Below are 23,123 nucleotides of genomic sequence, written 5' to 3'. Positions count from 1 at the left end.
AAACCCAATCGCTTTCGCAGTTTAGAACGCCATGCTTGCTAAAACCGGGTCCGTGATTCACTGTTCAATTGGGGATCGGACAGGAGGATACCGGTTGGAGCAGCTGTTCCTGAGCGTTCTGAATGTGGTTTTACCGGTCCTGATTTGCGTGGGCATCGGGTATGGGCTGGCGCTTACCAAGTCTCCGTTTGACAATAAGGTGGTCGGAGGGATCGTCTCGCGGGTCGGCTATCCGACCCTGATCCTGTCGCATCTGGCAGGCACCAAGCTGAATGTGGGCACGTTTCTGGATATGATGAGCGCCGCCGCGCTGGCGGTGGCCAGTTTTGGCGCTCTGGGCTTTGTGGCTTTGCGGCTTTTGCGCCTGCCTGTAAGGGCGTTTCTGACCCCTCTGATGCATGGGAATGTGGGTAATATCGGCCTACCGATCACTCTGCTGGCGCTGGGCGATGAGGGGATGGCCTACACAATGGCCTTTGTCGTCGTTGTCCTGATCAGCATCTTTACCGTTGGCATGTGGATCCCGGCGGGTGTGTTCTCGGTCAAAAAGCTTGTTACATCACCGATCATCTATGCTGTGGCCCTGTCGTTGATCCTGATGGCCACAGGGAACAGCCTGCCGCAACCGATCGCCAAGTCCTTCGATATCCTCGGCGGGTTGTCGATCCCGCTGATGTTGCTGACGCTGGGCCACACGCTGGCGACGCTAAGGATTGCCAGTCTGGGGCGCGCAATCTTGCTGACGGGGCTGCACCTGGTCATGGCTGTGGGAATCGCCATGGGGCTGGTCTGGCTCTTCGGCTTCACAGGCGCCGAGCGCGGCGCCTTGATCCTGTGCTGCCTGATGCCGTCCTCGGTGGCGACATACCTGTTCATCGACCAGCACGTACCGGAATACGGCCCGGATGTCGCCGGGTTCATCCTTTTGTCTACCCTGACCACCATACTCGTTCTACCGCTGGCCCTGACTTATTGGATTTGATGTAAACCCTATGCGTGGGCGCAAAAATCGCTAATCTACTGATAAATTGCGGTAAAGAGCCACAAGCTCAGGGTGAAACGATGAACGGAAAGACGCCGACAGACGTAACCCCACAAGCCCGCGCCCGCGTGGTACTGGCAATGACGGCAATCTGCATGATGGTTGTGGGGTTTAACACCACCGCCGTTGCGACGATCCTACCTAACCTGAAGGCCGAATTCGACCTGACACCGTCCGGCCTGCAATGGGTAATGGCGATCTATACCGTCGCCAGCGCCTCGCTTGTTACCATCGTCAGTCGTCTGGGCGATATCACCGGCAAGATGGGGGTTTTCTTCTTTGGTATGGTCGTCTTTGCCTTCGGATCTGGCTCGGTCCTGTTTGCGCAAGATGCGACTATGCTGTTGATCGGGCGTGGAGCGCAAGGCGCGGGGGCGGCGGCGTTGTTCGGAACCTCTCTTTCCCTGCTGACAGCGGCGACTCCTGAGGAACAGAGGGCAGGTGTCACCGGTTTCTGGGGCGCTATCGTCGGGCTGGCTATCGGCGTTGGTCCCATCGTAGGCGGTGCCTTTGGGCATTACATTAGCTGGCGCGCGGTGTTTGCCGCAGATCTGGTTCTACTGGTCGTGGCCTTCACAATTGGGTTGCATGTCAGCAAACGGAAGTACGTGCCTGACACACGCCTTGCCGGTGCACGTTTCGACTATCCCGGAGCAGTTGCCATTCTGTTGTTTCTCGGGCCGCTGTCCTTTGCGCTCAGCAATGGGGAAAGCGGCGGTTGGAGCACCCCACTGACGCTAATACCGCTGGCTGTGGCGGCCCTGGCGACCGTCCTTCTGGTGATTGTCTCGCGTAGCAGTGATGACCCGTTGATCGAGTTGCGGTATTTCCGCCATCCGCGTTACTTCATGGCCGCTGCCGGAATGTTCTTTACCGGTTTCACGCTTTTCTGTTTCTTTGTCTATTTCAACACGTTTGTGCAATCGCCGGATGCCTTTGGCTATACCTCCATCGGAGCTGGTTTGGCGATCATGCCGCTTAGCCTCAGCATGTTTGTCATATCTGTCACCGCGCCCCGGTTTCTGGCACCCTATAGTTTCCAGTGGCCGGTTGCGATCGGACTGGGGGCAATGGCATGTGGGTTCCTGTTGCTGACGACAGTTTCAAATACCACGCAATATTCCGAGATTTGGTGGAAGCTGCTGATCGTCGGGATCGGCTTGGGTATCTGTTTCTCGCTTCTGCCGCGCCTTGGCCTGCGCCTGCTGCCCGAAGAGCATGTTGGGCAGGGCTCGGGCGTGATTAACGCCTGTCTCTATTTCGGAGCAACCATAGGGGCAGTGGTCGGTGGGTTGGCAGAGTCCATCACCATTCGTCGGGGCCTGTCCGAAGTGATTGACGCACTACCCTCCGGATCAACGCAGCGTGCTGATCTGGCACATGCGCTAACCCACGGCAAACCTGGCGAGGTCCAGCAGTTACTCACCAGCTTGGAGCCGACGGCAGGAACAGCTCTGGCTGAGGCTCTAAGGGACTTGCAGGACAACGCCTTTGACAGTGCAATGGTGGTCGCCGCAATTGCCGCTCTGATCGGGATGGTTTTGGCGCTGCTGCTGCTGCGTGGACCCGTGCCGCCACTGCACAGTGCAGTGGAACTGACGAAGTAAGAAAGTCATCGATACGATCTTCTTTTGGAAACAGGTCCGCGTGGCGTGCATCACTCATTTGGTCGGAAACAAAAAAGGCCGCCCCCAAGGGACGGCCTTCCGAAATAGAACGGGGTAAGGCTTAGAAGCCCAGACCTTCGTATTTCTTTTTGAACTTCGACACGCGGCCGCCGGCGTCCATCAGGCGCGACGAGCCACCGGTCCATGCCGGGTGCACGGAGGGGTCGATTTCCAGAGCCAGCTGATCGCCTTCGCTGCCCCAGGTGGATTTCATCTGAACAACGGTGCCATCGGTCATTTTGACGTCGATGACGTGATAATCGGGATGGATGTCTTTTTTCATCTTTCCGTTCCTTACGCTTCGGCGCCAGCTTTGGGCTTGTAGTTGGTGACCTCTGCGATACGTGCGGATTTACCACGACGGGTGCGCAGGTAGTACAGTTTGGCGCGACGAACGCGGCCACGGCGAACAACGGTGATGCTGTCGATGTTGGTCGAATGCAGCGGGAACACACGCTCCACGCCTTCGCCGAACGAGATTTTGCGGACGGTGAACGAACCGGCAATGCCGTTGCCACCTTTACGCGCGATGCAGACACCTTCGTAGTTCTGCACACGGGTACGCGACCCTTCGGTCACTTTAAAGCCGACACGAACGGTGTCACCGGCTTTGAAATCGGGGATGTTTTTCCCCAGGGCGGCAATTTGTTCCGCCTCAAGCTGTGCGATCAGGTCCATCGCATTCACTCCTATCTGCTCGTGGTTGGTCCACGAAGTTTGGGCACGGCCTGAGAGCTCTTGGTCTTCACCGGGTCCTGCGTACAGCCCGCCAGAGGTCAGATCGAATGTTCCTTTGGTCCGGTCTGCCCTGACACGCGTTGGCCGAAGAAAGCTAAGCGGTGCGCCATGAAACAAACCAAAACACCGGAGTCGCATTACGCGGCACCGGATTGCGCTGCTTTAGGGGGTTTGCGGACAGGGATCAAGCCCAAATCGCAGGCACTGGCGGTGGGATTTTGCCAATTCCCGAATGCGACGTTGCTTTGTGCGTTGGATCAGGCATTCTGAGGTCAATTACAAGAGCAGTTATTTCAGGCTGAAACAATGACTCGATTTGCAATCATGCTGGTCCTGGCGGCCGCTGTTTTGATGTCCTGCGGACGCAGAGGACCTCCGCCGCAGGTCGTAGAGGCCACGCCGGGCGTGGACCGGACCGCGCCCGCCGTGATCTACCCCGATTTTGGCGATGCCGACCCCCATGACTGGGATGGGCGACATCCCGGGCTGTACCCGGTTCACGGATTGGATGTGTCGCGTTGGCAAGGGCCGATTGACTGGCGGCAGGCCAAGGCCTCGGGCGTCAGCTTTGTGTTCATGAAAGCGACCGAGGGGGGTGATTTTACCGACCCGATGTTCGACGAACATCGCCGCGGCGCGCAGGCGGCGGGTGTGCCGTGGGGGGCGTATCACTATTACTATTTCTGCCGACCGGCCCGCGAACAGGCGCAGTGGTTCATTCAGAACGTCCCGAAAGGTGCAGACCTGCCGCATGTGCTGGACATGGAATGGACGCCGCATTCGAAAACCTGCACCCTGCGCCCTGATGGCAAAATCGTCCGGGCCGAGGCGCAAAAGTTCCTCGATATCCTCGAACGGCACTATGGTCGCCGACCCATCGTCTACACGACTGTGGATTTCTACCAGGATACCGACATCGGACGGCTGTCAAAGACCGAGTTCTGGTTGCGCTCGGTTGCGGGACATCCTCGCCAAGTCTATCCCGGCGCGGTCTGGAGGTTCTGGCAATACACTGGCACCGGGCTGGTGCCGGGGGTTCAGGGTAAGGTCGACATAAACGTCTTCAGCGGCCCGCCCGAGATTTGGGCGCAGTGGAAAGGATAGACGCCTTAGGATTGAGGTGCCGCGTAGCTTTCCACGGTGCCGCCCGCGACAAGGTGATCGAGCCTGCGCACGCGTTCCTCACCGTAGGCATTGCGCAGCCAGAACGCTTCTCCTTGGGTCAGCACGCGGCGGTCAAAGCCGCGCTCGCTCAGGCAGCGGTCTACCTGATCCATCTCGCCTTGCGCCCTGAGTTCGTGTCGGCTGCCATATGCAAGCACAGACCCGACCAAAGGTGACGACATCAGGATGAAGGCGGGATAGGCTCCGATTACTGCGGCATTCCCGCCGATGTCAGCTTCGTTCGAGCAAGACAGTACCGCGTTTCGAGCGGATGCCATATTGTGTCCGGCCTGAGTTGGCACGGAGTCTTCCAAAGCACTGGTTGCACATGCCGAGACAAGTACGCAGCCCAAAAGTAATAGCTTTTTCATGAATTGCCGTTCTTTCAAATGTGCGAATCTTTTGAGTCCATCGCAAAACTCAAGGGTGAGTATCCCGCGATTTCTTCAACTGTAATTAGCATCAGCTTTAACTGTGGACCTGCGGTTTGCGGGCCACAGTCGCCTGTGTCATTTGAAAGATTTCTGCTTGGCACGAAGGTAGTCGTCCCACACATCAGGCCGCCGTTCCCGCGTTATGTCCTCGGCCATTTGTTGGCGCCATTCGGCGATGCGGCCGTGGTGGCCGGACATCAGGACCTCAGGGATCGGGCGGCCGTTCCATTCTGCGGGGCGCGTGTATTGCGGGTGTTCCAGCAGGCCCGAGGAAAAGCTCTCTTCTTCGGTCGAGGCCTGATTGCCGAGCACGCCGGGGATCAGCCGCACGGTGGCGTCGATCAGAGCCTGCGCTGCGATCTCACCGCCAGTCATGACGAAATCGCCGAGGCTGACCTCTTGCACGCCGTAATGCTCCAACACGCGTTCGTCCACGCCCTCGAACCGGCCGCAGAGCAAGGTCATCCCGTCGCAGCGCGCAAGGTTCCGCATCATCCGCTGGTCCATGCGCTTGCCCCGCGGGCTAAGGTAGATCAGTGGCCAGTTGCCCCTGATACCGGCCATGGTCTGTTCGATGGCAGGCCCCAAAACGTCGGCGCGCAATACCATACCCGCGCCGCCGCCTGCGGGTGTGTCATCCACATTGCGGTGTTTGCCGATCCCGAACTGCCGCAGATCAACCGTTTCCAGTTGCCAAAGCCCCTCTTGCAAGGCTTTGCCCGTTAAGCTTTCGCCTAGAACGCCGGGGAAGGCGCTGGGAAACAAGGTGATGATCTTGGCCTTCCACACGCCGTGCAGATCCGGCGTCGGCGTCATCAACTCGCGCGGTTGCAGAGTGGGGCGGATGGCCTTGCGACCGTGGGATTTGCTTGGTGTATCTGTCATGACTGGGAAACCAGATCGTCCTTGGCGCGTTTGATGAGGGCCTTCTTTTGCGCCATCAAAGCCGCATCGTCCAGCGCCGAACGGTTCAACTCCAACAGTTCCAGCAGAACATCATCGGCCGGACGGGCCTTGTGCGGTTCCGGCGCGACCAATTTGAACATCTTGTCGCGCGGCAGGTTCAGAAATGCCGCAAACGGAGCGCCCGGACCAAAGCGCCGCTTGCGCAGGTCCTCCATCCACTCGGTCTGGACCTTGACCAGCGGCAGCCGGTCCTGAAGCATATCCGCCGTCTCTTTCGGAGAGGGCAGGTGGTTCAGCGCGTCCCGGAATTCGTCATAGTCCTGCACCAGCCGTGTCCGCCGCAGATCATGTGCCCAGAGGCTGCGCATCCAATCCTCTCGCTGTCGCAAGGACAAATAGATCGTAAGGTCGACCGGCCCCAGCCGTTCTGTCACCCGCTCAACTAGCGTTGTCGCCAATTCCGGGGTCGCCCCGTAGCCTTCGGCGCTGTTGCGACTGGGGCGCAGTCCGGCAAAGTTCTCCTCGCTCAGGATCAAGCCGCGCCTGGTGCCAAAGTCGATGGGGTCCAGAAGCGCGCGGACACCGGTTTCGAACTCGGCCAGTGTGCTGTTCAGCCGATAGACCGAATGCCGCGTGGCGATGTCTGCAAGTCCGGTTTTGCGGGTCTTGTAGGGCAGGATCAGTGAAAAATGCGGCCAGATCAGCTGACGGTTCTTGTAGAGAAACGACTGCGCAACGGTGGTGCCGGTCTTGTGCAACCCCAGATGCAGCAGAACGCGCCGCATCAGATCAGGCCTTCTGGCGGATCGGCGACAATGCGACCGGCCTCCAAATCAACCGTCGGAACCGCGTCCAGAGTAAAGGGCATCAGGACAGTCGATTTCAGACCCGGCCCATGCAATTCCAACAAATCCGCCGCGCCATGGTTCTGGACCGATTTGACCCGGCCCAGCAGGGCGCCGCCGGTGTCATACACCTCCATCCCGATCAGATCGGTGTGATAGAACTCGTCATCCGGCAGCGAAGGCAGTTGATCCCGCCGGGCATAGAGGCGCAGGCCGTTCAGGGCGTCCGCCTCTTCCTTGGTTTCAACCCCGCCCAGACGCGCGGCAAATCCGTTCTTGATCGCGCGGGTGAGCACCACGGGAAATCGCTCTTTGCCGTCCTCGTCGGTCAGTGGCGAATAGGCTTCGATGTCTTCCGGCACGGCGCAAAAGCTTTTCAGCCGCACCTCGCCGCGCACACCGTATGAGCCCGCAATGCTGCCGACGCAGATCAGATCACTCATTTGAGCCTTCCGTTATACATAGTCCGTTCCGCCATTGCCCGATTCCTTCGCAGGCTTCACGCTGGTTATTGCGTTCAAAGAACACGCCCACAATAAAAGCGATCAGCAACAGGATGGGAAGCCGTAACAATCCGAACATCGGCCTATCGCACCTCGATTGGCAGAGTCTCGTCGCGGTCTTCCCAACCGGCCCGTTCCAGCTCGGGCGTGTCGGACTCTTCTTCCGGCCAGCCCACGCAGAAATAGCCGATCAGCCGCCAGTTGTCCGGAACGTTCAGATCGGTGTTCATCTGGTCGGGGTCCAGGATTGAGACCCAGCCCAGCCCTAGCCCCTGCGCACGCAGGGCCAGCCAGAACAGGGTGATGGCGGAGACAACAGAATAGCGCCGCATCTCGGGCATGGTGCCAGCGCCCAGACCCTGGCCTTTGCTGGTGGTGTCATCGCAGAACACCGCCAATTGCACTGGCGCTTCCTGCATGCCCGAAAGTTTGAGGTCGCTATAGAGCTGCGCCTTCTCACCGGAATACCCGGCCAGAGCGTCCGAATTGGCGGTTTGGAAATTCTTGAGCGCCGCGTCGCGCGCGGCCTCACTTTCGACGCGGATCACGCGCCAGGGTTCGCTGAGCCCCACGGATGGGGCCAGCAGAAACGCGTCGAGGCAGCGCGTCAGCACTGCCTCGTCCACAGGGTCGGTGCGGAACCGACGCACATCGCGCCGGAGCCGCATCAACAGATCGAACTGCGTGCGAAAATCGTCGGTGAAAGCCTGATCCTGCACGCGTCGGCCTGCTTATTCTTCTGCTGCAGCTTCTTCAGCCGGTGCAGCAGCTGCTTCGGCAGCTTCAGCAGCCTTCGCAGCTTTCTCTTCAGCGCGCTCTTGGGCTTTCTTGCCCGGAGTACCCTTGTTCGGGTTGTTGCGCTCGGCTTTGTCACGGGTGCCAGCAGCTTCGAGCATACGTGCGATACGGTCGGTGGGCTGAGCGCCCTGATCCAGCCAGTACTGGATGCGCTCCATGTTCATTTTCACGCGCTCTTCGCTGTCTTTCGGCAGAAGCGGGTTGTAGGTGCCCAGTTTCTCGATGAAACGGCCATCGCGAGGCATACGGCTGTCAGCTGCAACGATGCGATAGAAGGGACGTTTTTTCGAGCCGCCGCGGGCGAGACGAATTTTCATTGCCATGGTGGTATCTCCTTTAGATGGCGTGTGCCGGGAATTGCCCGGTCAATTCTGGTGTTCGTTGAACCGGAGGTTCATTCTTGATGTTTCCGGTGGTGTCGGATGACTTCCTGAATGATGAAATTCAGAAAAGCCTTGGCGAAATCGGGGTCCAGATCGGCCTCTTTCGCCAGGTCTTCTAGCCGTGCGATCTGCGCGGCTTCTCGCGTGGGATCGGACGGGGGAAGGTCGTGTTCGGCCTTGAGCTTGCCAACGGCCTGCGTGTGCTTGAACCGCTCGCCCAGCGTATAGACAAGGATCGCGTCCAGCCGGTCGATGCTTTCGCGATGCTCTTTCAGCAGCGTCGCAGCTTGTGTCACGGGGTTTGTCATTGGCCGATCCTTTCGGAGGTCAAAGCAGTTTTAGAAACGGTGATACGCGGGTGACGCCACATCTGGGCTTTCTTACCCAGCAGCTCGGCTTCGCGTTCATAGCTGGCGCCAAGACGCTCAGCCAAAGCACGCGAGCGGTCATTTGCATGGGCGATATAGGACATCACGCCGTTCAGGCCTTGATGCTGGGCAGCGTAGTGGCGCGCGGCTTGTGCGGCTTCAAAGCCCAGCCCTTTGCCTTCGGCCTGCTCCATCAGGGTCCAGCCCAGTTCTGGCTCATCCCAGCCCGGAGCAAAGATCATACCCGCCCAGCCGACGAACGCGCCGCTCGATTTCTGGGTCAGATGCCACAGGCCAAAGCCATTGAGCGCCCAATGACCCAACCGTTTGGCCAGCGAATCCCAGCTGCCCAGCTCATCCTTTGGGCCTCCCACCATGTAGCTGCGTTCTGTTTTGAAGAACGCAGTCATCGCGGGCAGGTCGTCCTGATGCGGTGCGCGCAGGATCAGACGTTCAGTTTCGACAGTGGGGATGGTGAAAGAGGTCATGCGTAGGCCTCCATTCCACCGTTCACCAGATCCGCCGGGGCGGGGTGCCGCCAGATTTCCGACGTCCCATACTTGGGATGCTCGTAATTGTATTCGAACTGTGCGCCCAAACGTTTGGCAACGGCGATGCTAGCATGGTTTTCGGGGTCGATCAGCGAGATCGCGGTATCCCAAACCAGAACATCATAGGCGTAGTTGCGCGCTGCAAACCCGGCCTCAGTCGCGTATCCCTTGCCAGTGGCGTGGTTCAGCAGCGTCCAGCCAACCTCGGGTTCAGGCCAGCCTTCGGGGCACCATAGACCGACACGACCAAGATATTCGCCGGTGTCTTTTTCATCGACGCTCCAGTATCCGTAGCCGCGCAGCGACCAGTGGCCCAGCAGAGCAGCGATCACACGCCACACTTCATCCCGACGCATCTGCCCGCCGACAAACTTCGCAGCTTCGCTGGCGAAGAACGCAGTGTCTGCGTCAAGATCAGCCTCAGACGGCGCGCGCAGGATCAGGCGCTCGGTCTCAAGCTGGGGGATATGAAGCGTGAGGGCAGTCATTACTTCTTCTTGCCAAACCCGCTGAGGCCTTGGGGCAGACCCATGCCACCGCCCAGTCCAGGCAGGCCACCGGGCATCTTGCCGCCCATGGCCTTGGCCGCCTGTTCCAGTGCCTTGGGGTCCATACCTGCGGCCATTTCTTCGGGCGAGGGGCCGCCTTTGCCAAACATGCCCTTCATGGCCTGTTTCAACATCTTGCCTTTGCCCATCTTGCCCATCTTCTTCATCATGTCCGACATCTGCCGGTGCATCTTGAGCAGCTTGTTGAGGTCGCTGACTTCCATTCCCGAACCCGCTGCAATCCGTTTCTTGCGGCTGGCCTGCAACAGCTGCGGGTTGGCGCGCTCGCGTTTGGTCATCGACTGGATCATGGCGATCTGCTGACGCAGGATTTTGTCGTCGAGACCCGCCTGATCCATCTGCTTGGCCATTTTGCCCATGCCCGGCATCATTCCCATCATGCCTTGCATGCCGCCCATCTGGATCATCTGTTCCAGCTGCATTTTTAGGTCGTTCATGTTGAACTGACCTTTGACCATGCGCTTCATCATGCGCTCGGTCTGTTCCATCTCCATCGTTTCCTGGGCCTTTTCGACCAGAGCAACGATGTCGCCCATGCCCAGAATACGACCAGCGATCCGGTCCGGCTCGAAGGTTTCGAGCGCGTCCATCTTCTCGCCCAGACCGACAAAGCGGATTGGCTTGCCAGTAACCGCGCGCATCGACAGCGCCGCACCGCCGCGCCCGTCACCGTCCATTCGGGTCAGAACCACGCCCGAGATGCCGACCTTGGCGTCGAACTCCTCGGCGACTTCAACCGCGACCTGACCGGTCAGGCCGTCAACCACCAGAAGGGTTTCGCGCGGGTCGACCACATTGCGGATTTGCTCGACCTCGTCCATCAGGACTTCGTCAATGTGCAGACGGCCCGCGGTGTCGAGCATGTAGACGTCATAGCCGCCCAGTGTCGCCTGTTGCTTGGCGCGTTTGGCGATGTCGACGGGCGATTGGCCCGGAACGATTGGCAGCGTATCGACACCGACCTGCGTACCCAGAACGGCCAGCTGGTCCATCGCCGCCGGGCGATAGACGTCGAGCGAGGCCATCAGGACCTTCTTGCCCTCTTTCTCTTTCAGGCGTTTGGCGAGCTTACCGGTGGTGGTCGTCTTACCCGAGCCCTGCAGACCGACCATCAGGATCGGAGCGGGCGGGTTGTCGATCTTCAGTTTGCCGGGGTCTTCCTCGCCACGCAGGGTTTCGACCAGCGCGTCGTGCACGATCTTGACGACCTGCTGACCGGGCGTGATCGACTTGGTCACCGCCTGTCCGGTCGCCTGTTCCTGAACCTTCTTGACGAATGCGCGTGCTACGGGCAGCGAGACGTCGGCCTCAAGCAGGGCAACGCGAACTTCGCGCAGTGCGGTTTTGACGTCTTCCTCGGACAACGCGCCTTGTTTCGTCAGCCGGTCAAAGACGCCAGAGAGGCGTTCGGATAGATTTTCAAACATGCCTTCGGCCTCCTATGCCGGTTTAGATGTGGCATCCCCTAAGTAGGAAACGCCGGTTGAATGCACAATTGCCCCCACGGGCGAAACTCGCTGGTGGGGGGCGATCCCTGAACGACTCAAGGGACCGGAAGATCATACGCTTCCGGATGTTTGGGTGGGGCTTTAGGCGGATTGGCTGTCAGAGTCAACCTTGTGCGCCGGAAGCCAGGCATTGACCGCATCGACCATCCTCTGCGCGCCGCCTCCGCTGATATAAGCTTCGACAATCGGGTGACGGCCGGCACTCATGCCCTTTTCCAGAATCAAAACGGGGCGATGCATCTTGGACGAGTTTCCTTTGCGACTCGAGGTGGTGGTCTCCACCTCGGCATGGGAGAGGTTCGACAGATCATGCTCCACGGTGTCATAACCAAAGATCGATTGGCGGCGGATCAGGATGCTGTTTGTGCGACGGTCCAGTATGACCTGCACGCGCCGCACAAAGACGCAAAAGGCGCCAAAGCCCAAACCGCCACCGACCAGGGCAAAGAAAATGCCAAAAAAGATACCCTCACCCCCCTCGGTTGCCATGAAGAGGCCTGCGCCGACGAAACAGAGGATGAAGACAACCAGCATGATGCCCATCAGCCAGGGTGTATTGGATAGGATCAATTGGTCGGGGGTATTGCGCGAGACTTTCATGGCAGCACGCTAGCATCGAATTCTAGGGCTGTCGTGGCTTGAATTCGCCCGCGTGTTGCGCGATGAGCGCGTCAAACAGGAGGGTCTCATGGACGCATCATCTGCTTTTCAGGACACATTGCCGCTCAGTTCCGATGCGTTGTTGGCGCAGCTGGATGATTGGGGGTTGGAGTATCGGCTGCATTCTCATGTGCCGCTGCGCACGGTTGAGGATGCGAAGGCCGTCGAAGACCAGTTCATGGTGCCGGGCGAGAATGCCTTGCGATTGAAGAACCTGTACCTGCGCGACAAGAAAAAGCGCAACTATCTGGTGACGCTTGAACAGAGCCGCGAGATTGACCTCAAAGCGCTGGGCGCTGAATTGGGGATCGGTAACCTGTCTTTTGGCTCGGCGGATCGCCTGTTGGAGAACCTCGGCATCCGTCCGGGTGCAGTCAGCCCGCTGGCGATGATCAACGGGGTACAGAATAACGTGCGGTTCTTCATGGACGCAGCGGCGCAGCAGGCCGACGTGATCTACATGCACCCGCTGGTCAATGACCGAACCGTCGCGATGACGCAGTCCGATTTGATGGCGTTCTTCGACCGGATCGGATGCGACGTGACCTGGCTGCCTTAGTCACTCCTCCAACGCTTGTTTCAGCGTGGCGGCTACATGGGCCGCCGAAGGGTTGATGAACAAGTGTCCGTCGGCTTCGAACACCGGGTCATCCAAATGGTTGGGGAAAGCCAGTGGCAGTTCCGTACAAGCCAGCAGGATGGCCGTGCCCGGTTCTGCATGCTTGTTACAAAAGGCCAGCAGCCGGTCATGAGCGGATTCTGACGCACCACCATAAAACTCGTTGTCGATCATGGCCTGCATCTCGGCGATTTCAGCTTCGGGCAGACGATCATTCGCGGCGAGGCCCTCCTGTGCCAACCTGTCGGCGTAGTTGGTCGCGTGCATGGTCACGGCCGTGCCCAAAACCAGCGCCCGTGACGCGCCTGTTGAAGCGGTGACCTCGGCCGTCGCGTCGAAGATACTGAGAATGGGCATCGACACCCCCTGCCGGATCGCATGAAGACGTGCGTGCGGAGTGTTTGAGGCGATGATCCCAAAATCACATCCCGCGTTCTCCAAGGTCAGAAGCGCTTCGCGAAACACCGCGTCGAATGCAGCCCAACTGGTCTCATCACCGGCCACACCGCGCAAGGCCCGTGTTTTGGCTTGCGTGACGGATTCGATTGTTATCGGTGGAATGGGTAGGGGGGACTCGTGTCCGCGTTCGGCGAAATATCGCCCGGCCCTTTCGGAAATCGCGCGGTAGTAATCCACCGTCGAGGCCCAGCCGACACCCCCAAGAATTCCGATCTTTTTCATGACAAACGTCCAATCCGCAGAAAGCTACTGCTGCGCAGATTGGACGTTTCGCTTTGCTTTGACCAGAGCCAGATCAGGCTGCCAGTTCACCAATGGCTTTGTGGGCATTTTTGACCGACGAGTCGGCATCAATGGCCAATTGATCCGCGGCCACGATGTCGACCTCGGTGATGCCGATGAAGCCCAGAACATGTTTGGCGTAGTCGGTGGCGAAGTCGATCTCGGACCCGACTGCGGTGCCGCCTGATGCAACGGCCAGAACGGCGCGTTTGCCTTCAAGCAGACCTTTGGGGCCGTTTTCGGTGTAAGAGAATGTCAGACCGGCTCGGGCAACCAGATCAATCCACGCTTTGAACGCCGCCGGGACCGAGAAGTTGTAGATGGGCAGGCCGATCACGATGGTATCGGCGCGTTGCAGTTCGTTCACCAGTTCGTCGGACAGGGCCAGTTGGTCGCGCTGAACGGCATCGCGTTGGTCTGCCGGGGTGAAGTTTGCAGCGATCCAGTCCTCGGTCAGCAGGGGCAGGGGGCTGGCCAGATCGCGGCGGATGATGCGGTCCGCGTCAAGATGCTGGACGACGCGATGCGACAGGTCGCGGGTTGCTGATCCGGTGCGGCGGGCCGAGGCGTCGATATGCAGGATTGTTTTGGTCATGATGTCCTCATTGGGGAATTTTCGCTCTGCTCCCAATATGAGCGTTGCGCTGGCGAACAAAACTCGGCTAAGTCAACATTGAGTGTTTGAAATTGCACATTATGAGGTCGTGATGGACAATTGGGACGAAGTCAGAACCGCGTATCAGGTGGCCCGTATGGGAACGGTCAGCGGCGCGGCCGAGGTTCTGGGCGTGCATCATGCGACGGTCATTCGCCATATCGACGCCATTGAGGCGCGTCTGGGCGTGAAGCTGTTCCAGCGTCATGCGCGGGGGTACACCCCAACTGAGGCGGGTGAGGACCTGTTGCGCGTGGCCCAAGCCACCGAAGATCAGTTCAACCAGCTGGTCGGTCGCATGAAGGGCCGCGGGGATGATGTCTCGGGTGAATTGGTCGTGACCTCGCTGGCGTCGCTGGCCCCTCTGGTCGTGCCAACATTGACCGAGTTTCAGAGGTCACATCCGGGCTTGATCGTCCGCTATCTGACCGGAGATCGTCTGTTCCGGCTGGAATATGGTGAGGCGCATGTGGCCATCCGCGCCGGTGCCGCGCCCGATCAACCAGACAACGTGGTACAGCCCTTTGTCGCGCAGGAGGTCGGGCTCTACGCCAGCAAAAATTATATAGCGCGGCGCGGCAAACCTTCGGGTGTAGAGGATTTTGGCAATCACGCATTTGTCGGAAATGACGATGAAAACAGCCGCGCGCCGTTTTCACGCTGGCTGCGTGCGAATGCACCGGTTGAGGCGATGACTTTCCTGTGTTCCAACAACTTCACCTGTGGCGAAGCGGTTCTGGCCGGGGCAGGGATAGGCTTCATGGCCCGATGGGAGGCCGCGCGCCATCCCGAACTCGAAGAGGTCATGGAGCCACTGCCGGAATGGTCCGGCAAGCTGTGGCTGGTGACGCATGTGGACCTGCATCGCACGACCAAGGTGCAGTCCTTCCTGCAATTCCTGAAGGACCAGTCCAAGGGCTGGCTGCCATGAGCCCACAAGCGCGTGGCCATCTGGCCATGCTGGTCTTCTCGGCCCTGGTCGCGGGCAGTTTCTCGTTGGGGTCGATTATCGCCAATGAGATCGCCCCGGCGGCGCTGAATGCGGTGAGGTTCGGGATAGCAGCAGGTGTGATCGGCCTTGCCGCATTGGCCACCACAGGTTTGCCACGCAGCGCGGCGCGGGCGCCTTGGCGGTATCTTGTGCTTGGCGGGCTGTTCGCCACCTATTTCGTGCTGATGTTCTACGGGCTGCGAACCGCCCCACCGGTCAGCGCCGCTGCGGTGTTCACCTTGACGCCCGTTATCGCCGCCTTCGCTGGGTGGGCGCTGTTGCGTCAGGTCACAACGCCCCGGATGGCATTGGCCTTGGTGGTCGGCGCGACAGGTGCGCTTTGGGTGATCTTTCGCGCTGATTGGCAGGCGTTCCGGGCCTTCTCGATCGGAGGGGGCGAGATCATCTATTTCTGGGGCTGTGTCGCCCATGCGATCTACACCCCGATGGTGCGCAAACTGAATCGGGGCGAGCCGGCCGTGGTGTTCACCTTCGGCACGCTCGTCGCAGGGTGCCTGTTGCTGACCGGCTTTGGCTGGCGCGACATCCTTGCAACCGACTGGGCCAACCTTCCGGGTATCGTCTGGCTGGGCCTGTTGTACCTGTCCTTCTTTGCAACAGCTGTCAGTTTCGTACTGGTGCAGTTCGCCGCTTTGCGCCTGCCCTCGGCCAAGGTAATGGCCTATACCTATCTGGTTCCAAGCTGGGTGATCCTGTGGGAGATCGCGCTGGGCAACGGCATCCCGACAGGCCTTATTCTTGGTGGGGTCGGGCTGACCATCCTCGCGCTTCTCATGCTCTTGAAAGACGAAGCGCCCGCTCCGCAAACAGCGCCGGAGTGACACTTGTGCTTGATCCCAGCTGTGGCAGAATTCGACCATTGCACGAAAGGAACGCAAAAATGACCCGAGTTTTCGTGATTGGAACGGCCCTTTTCCTCTGTGCCTGTGCCCCGAGCGGCTCTGACAAGAAGGGATCAGATCTGCAGGCCAGTTGCGAGGCGCTGGTATCGGCGGAAACAGGTGTGGCATCTGGCGATGTTCAGGCGACCTCTACGCGGTCAGAGGCAACGGGAACGGTCGTGAGCGTCTCTGTGACGGGTGCTGAAGCACCCTGGATTTGCCGGGCGGATGTGACCGGTGTGATCACCGACGTAGAATACAGTCAGGAGGGGTAAACCGGCCTTTTTGAAGGGGTTGAGCCAGATCAAGGCCCTAAATTGCGGTATCCTCTAATCTCAAAACTGGAGAGAGGAGGAATTCATGTACAATCACATCATGATCCCTGTCGACTTGCATATGCCGCCTGAGGTCCAGAAGGCAACTGCAGTCGCGGCTGAAATCGCCAAATGGCAGAGCGCCAAGGTTACCCTCGTCAGCGTGACGGGTATGCAGCCTGGTGAAGCCTTGCAAACAGATGAGGCGATTGCCGAAAGCCTATCCGCGCTGGCAGACGAGATCGGCAAACTAAGTGGCACCGAGGTTGAGACGCGCAATATCCACTCCGTCGACGTGGCCGCCGAAGTGGACGGGGATCTTGCGAAAGCCGCCGAAGAGATTGGCGCGGATCTGATCGTTGTTGGCACACACGCCCCGCGGATCACAGACTACATCTTCACGAGCCACGCCGGGAAACTGGCACAACATTCAAAAATGTCCGTCTTCGTGGTCAGATGACTTAAGGGTCGTCTCCCGAAGGCAGCTCGACTTCCAAGAACCGTTCGAACGCGTCCAGATTGACAGGTTCGAACTGCCCGAAGCCCTGCATCCAGACCGAGGCCGCGCGCAGGGCGTCCGGCTCAAGCTTGCACCATTTCACCCGCCCGCGTTTTTCCTGGCTGATCAGCCCGGCCCGGGTCAGAATGACCAGATGTTTCGAGATCGCGGCCAATGACATCTCGAAAGGTTCGGCCACATCGGTGACGGCCATGTCATCCTCCAGCAGCATCGCAAGGATGGCGCGGCGGGTCGGATCGGCCAAAGCGGCAAAAACAGTATCGAGATCGTTAGACATGGCACGTTCCTAATACGCAGGAACCGGTTTGACAATTTGCAGCCCATCGCGATGCTGCGCGTTGACTTGCAAATGGGTGTCGCAATGCCGCTGAAATATTGGCTGGTGATCTGTATCCTTGGCATCGGCTGGGGCATGTCTTTCATGTTCAACGCTATTTTGCTGCGCGAACTCGGGCCGCTGTCCGTGTCCATGGGGCGGGTCGGGTTCGGAGCACTGGGGTGCTGGATTTACGTTATTGGCGCCCGTCTGAACGTACGCCTGTCAATCAACCGCGCGATTGCCTTGCTGGGGTTTGGTGCGCTCAGCTATGCCGCGCCATTCGCGTTTTATGCGCTGGGCCAGCAGCATATCGGCGCGGGTGTAGCGGGTATCGTGAACGCAACGACGCCTGCCTTCGCCGTCATCGTCTCGCATTTTTGGCCGGGGGGTGAGCGGGCAACTTTCTTGAAGTCTCTGGGCGTGGTCTGTGGGTTCGCGGGAATTGTCGTGCTGTCGCTGCCGGTTCTTCACTCTGGGGCCGATTCCCAGTTCTGGGCCATTTTGCTGATCCTGCTGGCTCCGGTTTGCTATGCCTTCTCGGTCAACTTCGCGCGCGCGTTCCGGGATATGCAGCCCGTGGTTCTGGTTGCCTTGGCTCTAACCGGAGCGACGCTGGCGATCACTCCGCTGGCCCTCTGGCAAGAGGGGTTGCCCCATGTCACCCGGGTTGAGACCTGGGCGTCTCTGCTGATGATCGGATTTGTCCTGACCTCGGCGGCGTTCATCGTGTTCTATTGGCTGCTGCCCAAAGTGGGTCCGACGAACATTTCAACCGTTACCCTCATCGCGCCGGTCTCGGCATTGGTGCTGGGAACATGGGTGTTACAAGAGGCCCTGCGCCCCGAGCATTTGCTTGGTATGGCAGCGATCCTTGTCGGGCTTTTGCTGATCGATGGGCGCATCATTCGACGGTTGCGCCGAGGCGCAGAAGTCAAAGATCAACCAAGGGGTTGAATATGGCATTTTGGGCGAATTGCCTGATTTTGGCCTTTGCCTGTGCAGTTGAGCGATTTTGAGTAAGTGGTTTATTATTTTAAAATCAGTACTTTAACCTGCGTCAATTCGGGCGTTCAAGCCCGTTGACTCTGCGCCCCTTGCCCCTTAGCACCTAGCCTCAAGACTGTACGAGGGAAACGCCCGTGACCGATGACGACCAAAAGCAGCGTATGGCGCAGCTTGAGGCCAAGATCGACGCGGCGAAAAAGGCGAATCAGCCCAAGCCTCGTGCAGATGCTGACGTGTCCGGAGGCGAGCTTGCCTGGAGGATGGTCATCGAAATGGTATCCGGTCTGGGGATCGGATTTGGCATCGGATACGGGCTGGATAGCCTGCTCGGGACAATCCCGATCTTTCTGGTGCTGTTCACATTGCTGGGCCTTGTCGCGGGCGTGAAGGTTATGCTCCGCAGCGCGAAAGAGGCCCAAGAGAAACAAATGGCGGCGACGGCTGCCGAGAAGGACGAGAGGGACTGAACGTGGCAACTGAGACCACCGCAGCAGAAGGCAGCAGCCTGGTATTCCACCCAATGGATCAGTTCATCGTCAAACCGCTGTTTGGCGAAGGCGCTGTTGGTATGTTCACCATCACCAACGTGACCCTGTGGCTGTTCTTTGCGATCGTTGCGGTTGTTCTGCTTCTGGTTCTGCCCACATCGAAGCGCGCAATCGTTCCGACACGTATGCAGTCGATCGCAGAACTGACCTACGGTTTCGTCTACAAGATGCTGGAAGACATCTGCGGCAAGGAAGGCGTTAAGTTCTTCCCTTATGTCATGACCCTGTTCATGTTCATTGTGTGCGCCAACTTCCTGGGCCTGATCCCGACCTCGTTCACCACAACCTCGCATTTCGCGGTCACCATCCCGCTGGCGCTGGCTGTGTTCTTGACCGTAACTGTTCTGGGTTTTGTCAAAAACGGTGCCGCGTTCCTGGGTCTGTTCTGGGTTTCCAGCGCGCCTCTGGCACTGCGCCCGATCCTGGCGATCATCGAGCTGATCTCGTACTTCGTGCGCCCCGTCAGCCACTCCATTCGTCTTGCCGGTAATGTCATGGCGGGCCACGCGGTTATCAAGGTTTTCGCAGGCTTCGCCGCGGTTGCCGTGATCTCGCCCGTGTCCGTTCTGGCGATCACCGCAATGTATGGTCTCGAGGTCCTGGTGGCCTTCATTCAGGCCTACGTTTTCACCATTCTGACCTGTGTTTACCTGAAAGATGCGCTGCATCCGTCGCACTAAGGTCCGAACACCCAACATCGAAACTTCCAATTCGTAAGGAGATACATCATGGAAGGCGATCTCGCACACATCGGCGCAGGCCTGGCAGCAATCGGTTCCGGCGCAGCCGCAATCGGGGTGGGCAACGTAGCAGGCAACTTCCTGGCCGGCGCTCTGCGCAACCCTTCGGCGGCTGCTTCGCAGACCGCAACCCTCTTCATCGGTATCGCGTTCGCAGAAGCCCTGGGGATCTTCGCATTCCTGGTCTCGCTGCTGCTGATGTTCGCCGTATAATCTGCGGAACCTGATCCTTACGCGCAGGTGGGCCCAAGCCATAGCGGCCCACCTGTTGTAAAGACAAGTTTCCGACGGAGGATATCATGGCGACTGAACCCCTTACAAAAGAGGTAGCTGGCTCGTGCGTCGACTCCTATGGCTCTGCCATCGGGATGCCGCAGCTCTGCTTCGATTGGTTCCCCAACCAGATTTTCTGGCTGGTCATTACGCTGGTCGTCATCTTTCTGGTCCTGTCTCGCGTGGCTCTGCCCCGCATCGCGGCAATCTTGGCTGAACGTCAGGGGACCATTACAAATGACCTGGCTGCGGCCGAAGATCTGAAGGCCAAGGCGGTCGAGGCCGAAGAGGCCTACAACAAGGCGCTGGCCGATGCCCGTTCTGAGGCTCAGCGTATCGCAGCGGAAGCCCGCGCCGAAATCCAGTCTGGTCTGGATGACGCGATTGCCAAGGCGGATGCGGAAATCGCTGCAAAGGCGGCTGAATCGGAGAAGGCAATTGCCGACATCCGAGCCGGTGCGCTGGAAAGCATTCAAGTGGTTGCCAAGGATACGGCGGCTGAACTGGTGACCGCACTGGGCGGCGAGGCAGATGCCAAAGCCATCGACAGTGCCGTTGACGCGCAGATGAAAGGATAAGTGACATGCGGAACACTCTTGCCCTTATCCTGACCTTCGGCGCAGCCAGCCCCGCATTGGCAGCCAAAGGCCCGTTTTTCTCGCTGGGTAACACTGACTTTGTCGTTCTTCTGGGCTTCATCGTCTTCATCGCGGTTCTGTTCTACTTCAAGGTCCCCGGCATGATCGGTGGCGCCCTGGACAACCGTGCCGAGGGCATCAAGTCCGAGCTGGACGAAGCCCGCGCCTTGCATGAAGAAGCGCGCAGCCTGCTGGCCTCGTATGAGCGTAAGCAGCGTGAAGTGCAGACGCAGGCAGATGCCATCGTGGCTGCGGCCAAGGACGATGCGGCTCTGGCAGCGGAACAGGCCAAGGTCGATCTGGAAAAATCCATCGCACGCCGTTTGGCGGCCGCGCAGGATCAGATCGCTTCGGCTGAGGCTTCGGCCGTGAAGGAAGTTCGCGATCAGGCGATCTCGGTGGCGGTATCTGCAGCCAGCGCGGTTCTGGCGAAACAGATGAGCGCGGCGCAGGCCAACAAGTTGATCGACGCGTCGATCGCAGATGTAGGCACTAAGCTGCACTGATAGTGCGACTGAGATTTGTCAACAATATCAATCTAGACGGCCTGCCAAGTTGCGCGGGCCGTTTTCTTTTTTGAAACTTCTGGTAGGAGTTGTGTACAAATTTGCTCGCCGATAGAATCGTGGCAACTTCAATTTGGTCGAATGGTACCCTTGAATGAAGCTTCTCGAACTTACGCCGGATAAACTGGCTCCGATCTGTTTGTTTGCGTTCAACAGGCCAGACCACACCAGACAAACGCTTGCGGCTCTTCGAACTTCTCCACTGGCTCAAAACAGCGATTTGATAGTGTTTGTTGACGGTCCAAGGGTGCCGGAGGAGGCGCGATTGACGGGCGAAGTGGCGGGTATTGTAGCCGAGACGACGGGTTTTCGATCTGTCAAACTGATCAGGCAGAACACAAACCTAGGCCTCGCAAAATCAGTTATCTATGGCGTCACAAAGATCCTGGATGAACATGAACGAGTGATTGTCCTGGAAGATGATATAGTCGTCTCACCGCCGTTCCTTGAGTTTATGAACCGGTCTCTTGCTACCTTGGAGTGTACCGACAAGGTCGCCAGTGTCAGCGGGTTTTCCGAGCCAATACCCAACATGCCAGAGGCATATTTCTTACGAAAAGGGGGCAGTTGGGGCTGGGCAACTTGGCGACGCGTTTGGAACCAGGTGCAATGGGATGGTCTGTCACTATTGAGTGAACTCGAGTCGTCGGGCAGGCTCGAAGGTCTAGAGTTTGAAGCGAATGCAGGCTTTCACAAAATGCTTCAAGATCAAGTCGCAGGCAAAAACAACTCGTGGGCAATTAGGTTCTATGTTTGGTGTTTTCTGAATCACAAGCTACACCTGCTCCCCGGGAAAAGCCTTGTGCAAAACATCGGTCATGATGGAAGCGGTACTCATTGCGGACATTCTGAATTCTGGAATACTGAAATTGTGCAGACGATGGCTATGGACAATCTCGATCTCAAAGTGGAAGAGAGTTCGGACGATTACCAAGCGTACGTTCGGCGATTTCAAGACGAGTTTGGAGTTTTCGGCCAGCGGAGGGCCAAGCGTGGTCTGTTTCGCAGGATTTTTGCAAGATAGGGCAGTACTATAGTGATACCTGTAGCCATCCCAGACCTGAGCGGACTCGAAAAGCAATACGTCCAGGAGGCCTTAGATAGCACGTGGATCTCGTCCAGCGGTGCTTTTCTGGATCGCTTCGAAAGTGAGTTTGCGTCTCTTTGCCAGGTCAAACATAGTTTGGCGGTCTGCAATGGGACCGTTGCGTTGCACCTTGCGCTGTTGGCGTTGGATGTGCGCCCCGGAGACGAAGTTCTGGTTCCGTCTCTGACCTACATAGCGACTGCCAACGCAGTCAGATATATGGGGGCGGTGCCGGTATTTGTCGATGTCGATCCGGATACATGGTGTCTTGACCCGTCCCGCCTGGAAGACGCTATCACGGCAAGAACCAAAGGGATTATAGCTGTCCATCTCTATGGACATCCAGCCGATATGGATCAGATCAATCACATAGCCGGAGTTCATGGGCTATGGGTTGTGGAAGACGCCGCCGAGGCGCACATGGCCGAATACAAAGGGCGCCGTGTTGGTTCGATGTCGTCGATTGCCACCTTTTCCTTCTTTGGCAATAAGGTTTTCACTTGCGGCGAAGGTGGCGCAATTACTCTCAACGATGACAATCTTGTCCTGCGCGCGCGCACCTTGCGAGGTCAGGGCGTAGACCCGGACCGCCGGTATTACTTCCCGATTGTGGGATATAATTTTCGACTGACGAACGTTGCAGCTGCAATGCTGTGCGCACAGATCGAGCGTTATCAGGATATTTTGAAACGCCGTCAGGAAATTTTTGACTTGTACGAAGAGACTCTGTCCGGGTGTCGCGGCGTCGGTTTTCAGCCGGTTGCGGACTGGGCAAAGCGGACGCCGTGGCTTTTCAGCATTACGATCGATCCGTTGGAATTTGGCTGCTCAAGAGATGAACTTGCTGAGATGCTGCTTGAAAACGGCGTGGACACGCGACCGTTTTTCTATCCGCTTCACAAACTTCCACCCTACCGTGAGGGGCATGCTGGTAAAGAACCGCTAGTCGTGACCGAACGTTTGGCCGAGACAGGTTTGAACCTCCCAACCTATACAACAATGAGTGACGATCACGTCGAAACTGTTTGCCGTCACATACTGAACATTGCCAAATGAGAACTGAGTCGCG

The 23,123-nt window shown here is 58.4% G+C and carries 32 protein-coding genes; 16 read left to right on the top strand and 16 right to left on the bottom strand.

The features are described from left to right. Nucleotides 1-31: 31 nt before the first annotated feature. Nucleotides 32-982 carry an AEC family transporter gene (locus ACR0C3_RS22040; protein ID WP_480760549.1) on the top strand — a complete coding sequence of 317 codons (951 nt, stop codon included), beginning with the start codon at nt 32-34 and terminating at the stop codon, nt 980-982. A gap of 80 nt (nt 983-1,062) precedes the next feature. Then, nucleotides 1,063-2,649 (top strand): MFS transporter, encoded by a 1,587-nt coding sequence (locus tag ACR0C3_RS22035; protein WP_480760548.1) that lies wholly within the window; start codon nt 1,063-1,065, stop codon nt 2,647-2,649. 121 nt (nt 2,650-2,770) lie between these two features. Here the strand turns inward: ACR0C3_RS22035 and rpmE are convergent, their stop codons facing one another. Both rpmE and rplS read right to left on the bottom strand, forming a co-directional pair. Beyond that, nucleotides 2,771-2,992 carry a 50S ribosomal protein L31 gene (gene rpmE, locus ACR0C3_RS22030; RefSeq protein ID WP_170380502.1) on the bottom strand — a complete coding sequence of 74 codons (222 nt, stop codon included), beginning with the start codon at nt 2,990-2,992 and terminating at the stop codon, nt 2,771-2,773. 11 nt (nt 2,993-3,003) lie between these two features. After that, a complete protein-coding gene (rplS, locus tag ACR0C3_RS22025; protein WP_170768465.1) occupies nt 3,004-3,387 on the bottom strand; it encodes a 50S ribosomal protein L19 in 384 nt (127 codons plus the stop codon). Between the two features lie 366 nt (nt 3,388-3,753). On the opposite strand from rplS, the gene ACR0C3_RS22020 reads away from it, so the two are divergent. Beyond that, nucleotides 3,754-4,551: a glycoside hydrolase family 25 protein gene (locus tag ACR0C3_RS22020; RefSeq protein WP_170692927.1), complete on the top strand. Its 798-nt coding sequence runs from the start codon at nt 3,754-3,756 to the stop codon at nt 4,549-4,551. Nucleotides 4,552-4,556: 5 nt separating this feature from the next. On the opposite strand, the gene ACR0C3_RS22015 is transcribed toward ACR0C3_RS22020, so the two are convergent. From ACR0C3_RS22015 to ACR0C3_RS21965, 11 genes are all read right to left on the bottom strand, one after another. After that, nucleotides 4,557-4,982: a hypothetical protein gene (locus ACR0C3_RS22015; RefSeq protein WP_480760547.1), complete on the bottom strand. Its 426-nt coding sequence runs from the start codon at nt 4,980-4,982 to the stop codon at nt 4,557-4,559. Between the two features lie 138 nt (nt 4,983-5,120). Next, nucleotides 5,121-5,930, bottom strand: a complete 810-nt coding sequence (gene trmD, locus ACR0C3_RS22010; RefSeq protein WP_480760546.1) for a tRNA (guanosine(37)-N1)-methyltransferase TrmD — start codon at nt 5,928-5,930, stop codon at nt 5,121-5,123. Continuing rightward, a complete protein-coding gene (locus tag ACR0C3_RS22005) occupies nt 5,927-6,736 on the bottom strand; it encodes a hypothetical protein (protein WP_480565772.1) in 810 nt (269 codons plus the stop codon). Before ACR0C3_RS22005 ends, trmD begins: the two co-directional genes overlap by 4 nt. Then, nucleotides 6,736-7,239 carry a ribosome maturation factor RimM gene (rimM, locus tag ACR0C3_RS22000; protein WP_425085601.1) on the bottom strand — a complete coding sequence of 168 codons (504 nt, stop codon included), beginning with the start codon at nt 7,237-7,239 and terminating at the stop codon, nt 6,736-6,738. The genes ACR0C3_RS22005 and rimM overlap by 1 nt, the downstream gene beginning before the upstream one ends. Nucleotides 7,240-7,382: 143 nt before the next feature. Then, a complete protein-coding gene (bluB, locus tag ACR0C3_RS21995; protein ID WP_425085602.1) occupies nt 7,383-8,018 on the bottom strand; it encodes a 5,6-dimethylbenzimidazole synthase in 636 nt (211 codons plus the stop codon). 12 nt (nt 8,019-8,030) lie between these two features. Further along, the gene (rpsP, locus tag ACR0C3_RS21990) at nt 8,031-8,420 is read right to left on the bottom strand and encodes a 30S ribosomal protein S16 (protein WP_170350323.1); all 390 of its coding nucleotides are present in this window, start codon (nt 8,418-8,420) and stop codon (nt 8,031-8,033) included. Between the two features lie 71 nt (nt 8,421-8,491). After that, a complete protein-coding gene (locus ACR0C3_RS21985; RefSeq protein ID WP_170380494.1) occupies nt 8,492-8,788 on the bottom strand; it encodes a chorismate mutase in 297 nt (98 codons plus the stop codon). Next, on the bottom strand, nt 8,785-9,336 hold the full coding sequence (locus ACR0C3_RS21980; RefSeq protein ID WP_480760545.1) for a GNAT family N-acetyltransferase: 552 nt from the start codon (nt 9,334-9,336) through the stop codon (nt 8,785-8,787). The genes ACR0C3_RS21985 and ACR0C3_RS21980 overlap by 4 nt, the downstream gene beginning before the upstream one ends. Continuing rightward, nucleotides 9,333-9,887, bottom strand: coding sequence for a GNAT family N-acetyltransferase (locus tag ACR0C3_RS21975; RefSeq protein WP_480760543.1), 555 nt, complete (start codon nt 9,885-9,887; stop codon nt 9,333-9,335). Before ACR0C3_RS21975 ends, ACR0C3_RS21980 begins: the two co-directional genes overlap by 4 nt. Continuing rightward, complete coding sequence (ffh, locus tag ACR0C3_RS21970; protein ID WP_480760542.1) at nt 9,887-11,395, bottom strand: signal recognition particle protein; 1,509 nt, start codon at nt 11,393-11,395, stop codon at nt 9,887-9,889. The genes ACR0C3_RS21975 and ffh overlap by 1 nt, the downstream gene beginning before the upstream one ends. Before the next feature lie 162 nt (nt 11,396-11,557). Then, nucleotides 11,558-12,076 carry a hypothetical protein gene (locus tag ACR0C3_RS21965; protein WP_480760541.1) on the bottom strand — a complete coding sequence of 173 codons (519 nt, stop codon included), beginning with the start codon at nt 12,074-12,076 and terminating at the stop codon, nt 11,558-11,560. An 88-nt stretch (nt 12,077-12,164) separates the two neighbouring features. Between ACR0C3_RS21965 and ACR0C3_RS21960 the strand changes: the two genes are divergently transcribed. Then, nucleotides 12,165-12,695 (top strand): prolyl-tRNA synthetase associated domain-containing protein, encoded by a 531-nt coding sequence (locus tag ACR0C3_RS21960; protein ID WP_480760540.1) that lies wholly within the window; start codon nt 12,165-12,167, stop codon nt 12,693-12,695. On the opposite strand, the gene ACR0C3_RS21955 is transcribed toward ACR0C3_RS21960, so the two are convergent. Beyond that, nucleotides 12,696-13,436 carry an aspartate/glutamate racemase family protein gene (locus ACR0C3_RS21955; RefSeq protein ID WP_480760538.1) on the bottom strand — a complete coding sequence of 247 codons (741 nt, stop codon included), beginning with the start codon at nt 13,434-13,436 and terminating at the stop codon, nt 12,696-12,698. A gap of 73 nt (nt 13,437-13,509) precedes the next feature. After that, nucleotides 13,510-14,091, bottom strand: coding sequence for an FMN-dependent NADH-azoreductase (locus ACR0C3_RS21950; RefSeq protein ID WP_480760537.1), 582 nt, complete (start codon nt 14,089-14,091; stop codon nt 13,510-13,512). A 112-nt stretch (nt 14,092-14,203) separates the two neighbouring features. On the opposite strand from ACR0C3_RS21950, the gene ACR0C3_RS21945 reads away from it, so the two are divergent. From ACR0C3_RS21945 to ACR0C3_RS21930, 4 genes are all read left to right on the top strand, one after another. Continuing rightward, on the top strand, nt 14,204-15,082 hold the full coding sequence (locus ACR0C3_RS21945) for a LysR family transcriptional regulator (RefSeq protein WP_480760535.1): 879 nt from the start codon (nt 14,204-14,206) through the stop codon (nt 15,080-15,082). Then, on the top strand, nt 15,079-15,984 hold the full coding sequence (locus ACR0C3_RS21940; protein ID WP_480760534.1) for a DMT family transporter: 906 nt from the start codon (nt 15,079-15,081) through the stop codon (nt 15,982-15,984). The genes ACR0C3_RS21945 and ACR0C3_RS21940 overlap by 4 nt, the downstream gene beginning before the upstream one ends. Nucleotides 15,985-16,043: 59 nt before the next feature. Further along, entirely contained in the window at nt 16,044-16,319 is a 276-nt protein-coding gene (locus ACR0C3_RS21935) for a hypothetical protein (protein ID WP_170643779.1), read from the top strand. 85 nt (nt 16,320-16,404) lie between these two features. Beyond that, nucleotides 16,405-16,818 carry a universal stress protein gene (locus ACR0C3_RS21930; protein ID WP_170681308.1) on the top strand — a complete coding sequence of 138 codons (414 nt, stop codon included), beginning with the start codon at nt 16,405-16,407 and terminating at the stop codon, nt 16,816-16,818. A gap of 1 nt (nt 16,819) precedes the next feature. Here ACR0C3_RS21930 and ACR0C3_RS21925 read toward each other — a convergent pair whose 3' ends face one another. After that, on the bottom strand, nt 16,820-17,155 hold the full coding sequence (locus ACR0C3_RS21925) for an ArsR/SmtB family transcription factor (protein ID WP_480760532.1): 336 nt from the start codon (nt 17,153-17,155) through the stop codon (nt 16,820-16,822). A gap of 84 nt (nt 17,156-17,239) precedes the next feature. On the opposite strand from ACR0C3_RS21925, the gene ACR0C3_RS21920 reads away from it, so the two are divergent. The 8 genes from ACR0C3_RS21920 (at nt 17,240) to ACR0C3_RS21885 (ending at nt 23,110) form a co-directional block, all read left to right on the top strand. After that, nucleotides 17,240-18,151, top strand: coding sequence for a DMT family transporter (locus tag ACR0C3_RS21920; protein WP_480760559.1), 912 nt, complete (start codon nt 17,240-17,242; stop codon nt 18,149-18,151). Between the two features lie 185 nt (nt 18,152-18,336). Further along, nucleotides 18,337-18,669 (top strand): AtpZ/AtpI family protein, encoded by a 333-nt coding sequence (locus ACR0C3_RS21915; protein WP_480760531.1) that lies wholly within the window; start codon nt 18,337-18,339, stop codon nt 18,667-18,669. 2 nt (nt 18,670-18,671) lie between these two features. Continuing rightward, the gene (locus tag ACR0C3_RS21910; protein ID WP_480760530.1) at nt 18,672-19,430 is read left to right on the top strand and encodes a F0F1 ATP synthase subunit A; all 759 of its coding nucleotides are present in this window, start codon (nt 18,672-18,674) and stop codon (nt 19,428-19,430) included. 48 nt (nt 19,431-19,478) lie between these two features. Continuing rightward, on the top strand, nt 19,479-19,703 hold the full coding sequence (locus ACR0C3_RS21905) for a F0F1 ATP synthase subunit C (protein ID WP_005981269.1): 225 nt from the start codon (nt 19,479-19,481) through the stop codon (nt 19,701-19,703). 86 nt (nt 19,704-19,789) lie between these two features. Then, a complete protein-coding gene (locus ACR0C3_RS21900; protein WP_170463175.1) occupies nt 19,790-20,341 on the top strand; it encodes a F0F1 ATP synthase subunit B' in 552 nt (183 codons plus the stop codon). Between the two features lie 5 nt (nt 20,342-20,346). After that, complete coding sequence (locus ACR0C3_RS21895; RefSeq protein ID WP_480760528.1) at nt 20,347-20,907, top strand: F0F1 ATP synthase subunit B; 561 nt, start codon at nt 20,347-20,349, stop codon at nt 20,905-20,907. Between the two features lie 154 nt (nt 20,908-21,061). Next, a complete protein-coding gene (locus tag ACR0C3_RS21890; RefSeq protein ID WP_480760526.1) occupies nt 21,062-21,991 on the top strand; it encodes a glycosyltransferase family protein in 930 nt (309 codons plus the stop codon). Between the two features lie 12 nt (nt 21,992-22,003). Next, nucleotides 22,004-23,110, top strand: coding sequence for a DegT/DnrJ/EryC1/StrS family aminotransferase (locus ACR0C3_RS21885; protein ID WP_480760524.1), 1,107 nt, complete (start codon nt 22,004-22,006; stop codon nt 23,108-23,110). Nucleotides 23,111-23,123 lie beyond the last annotated feature (13 nt).

This window comes from Ruegeria sp. CK3 (assembly GCF_056536565.1).
Note: the sequence above shows the minus strand (reverse complement) of the source record. Positions and strands in the feature narration are given on the sequence as shown.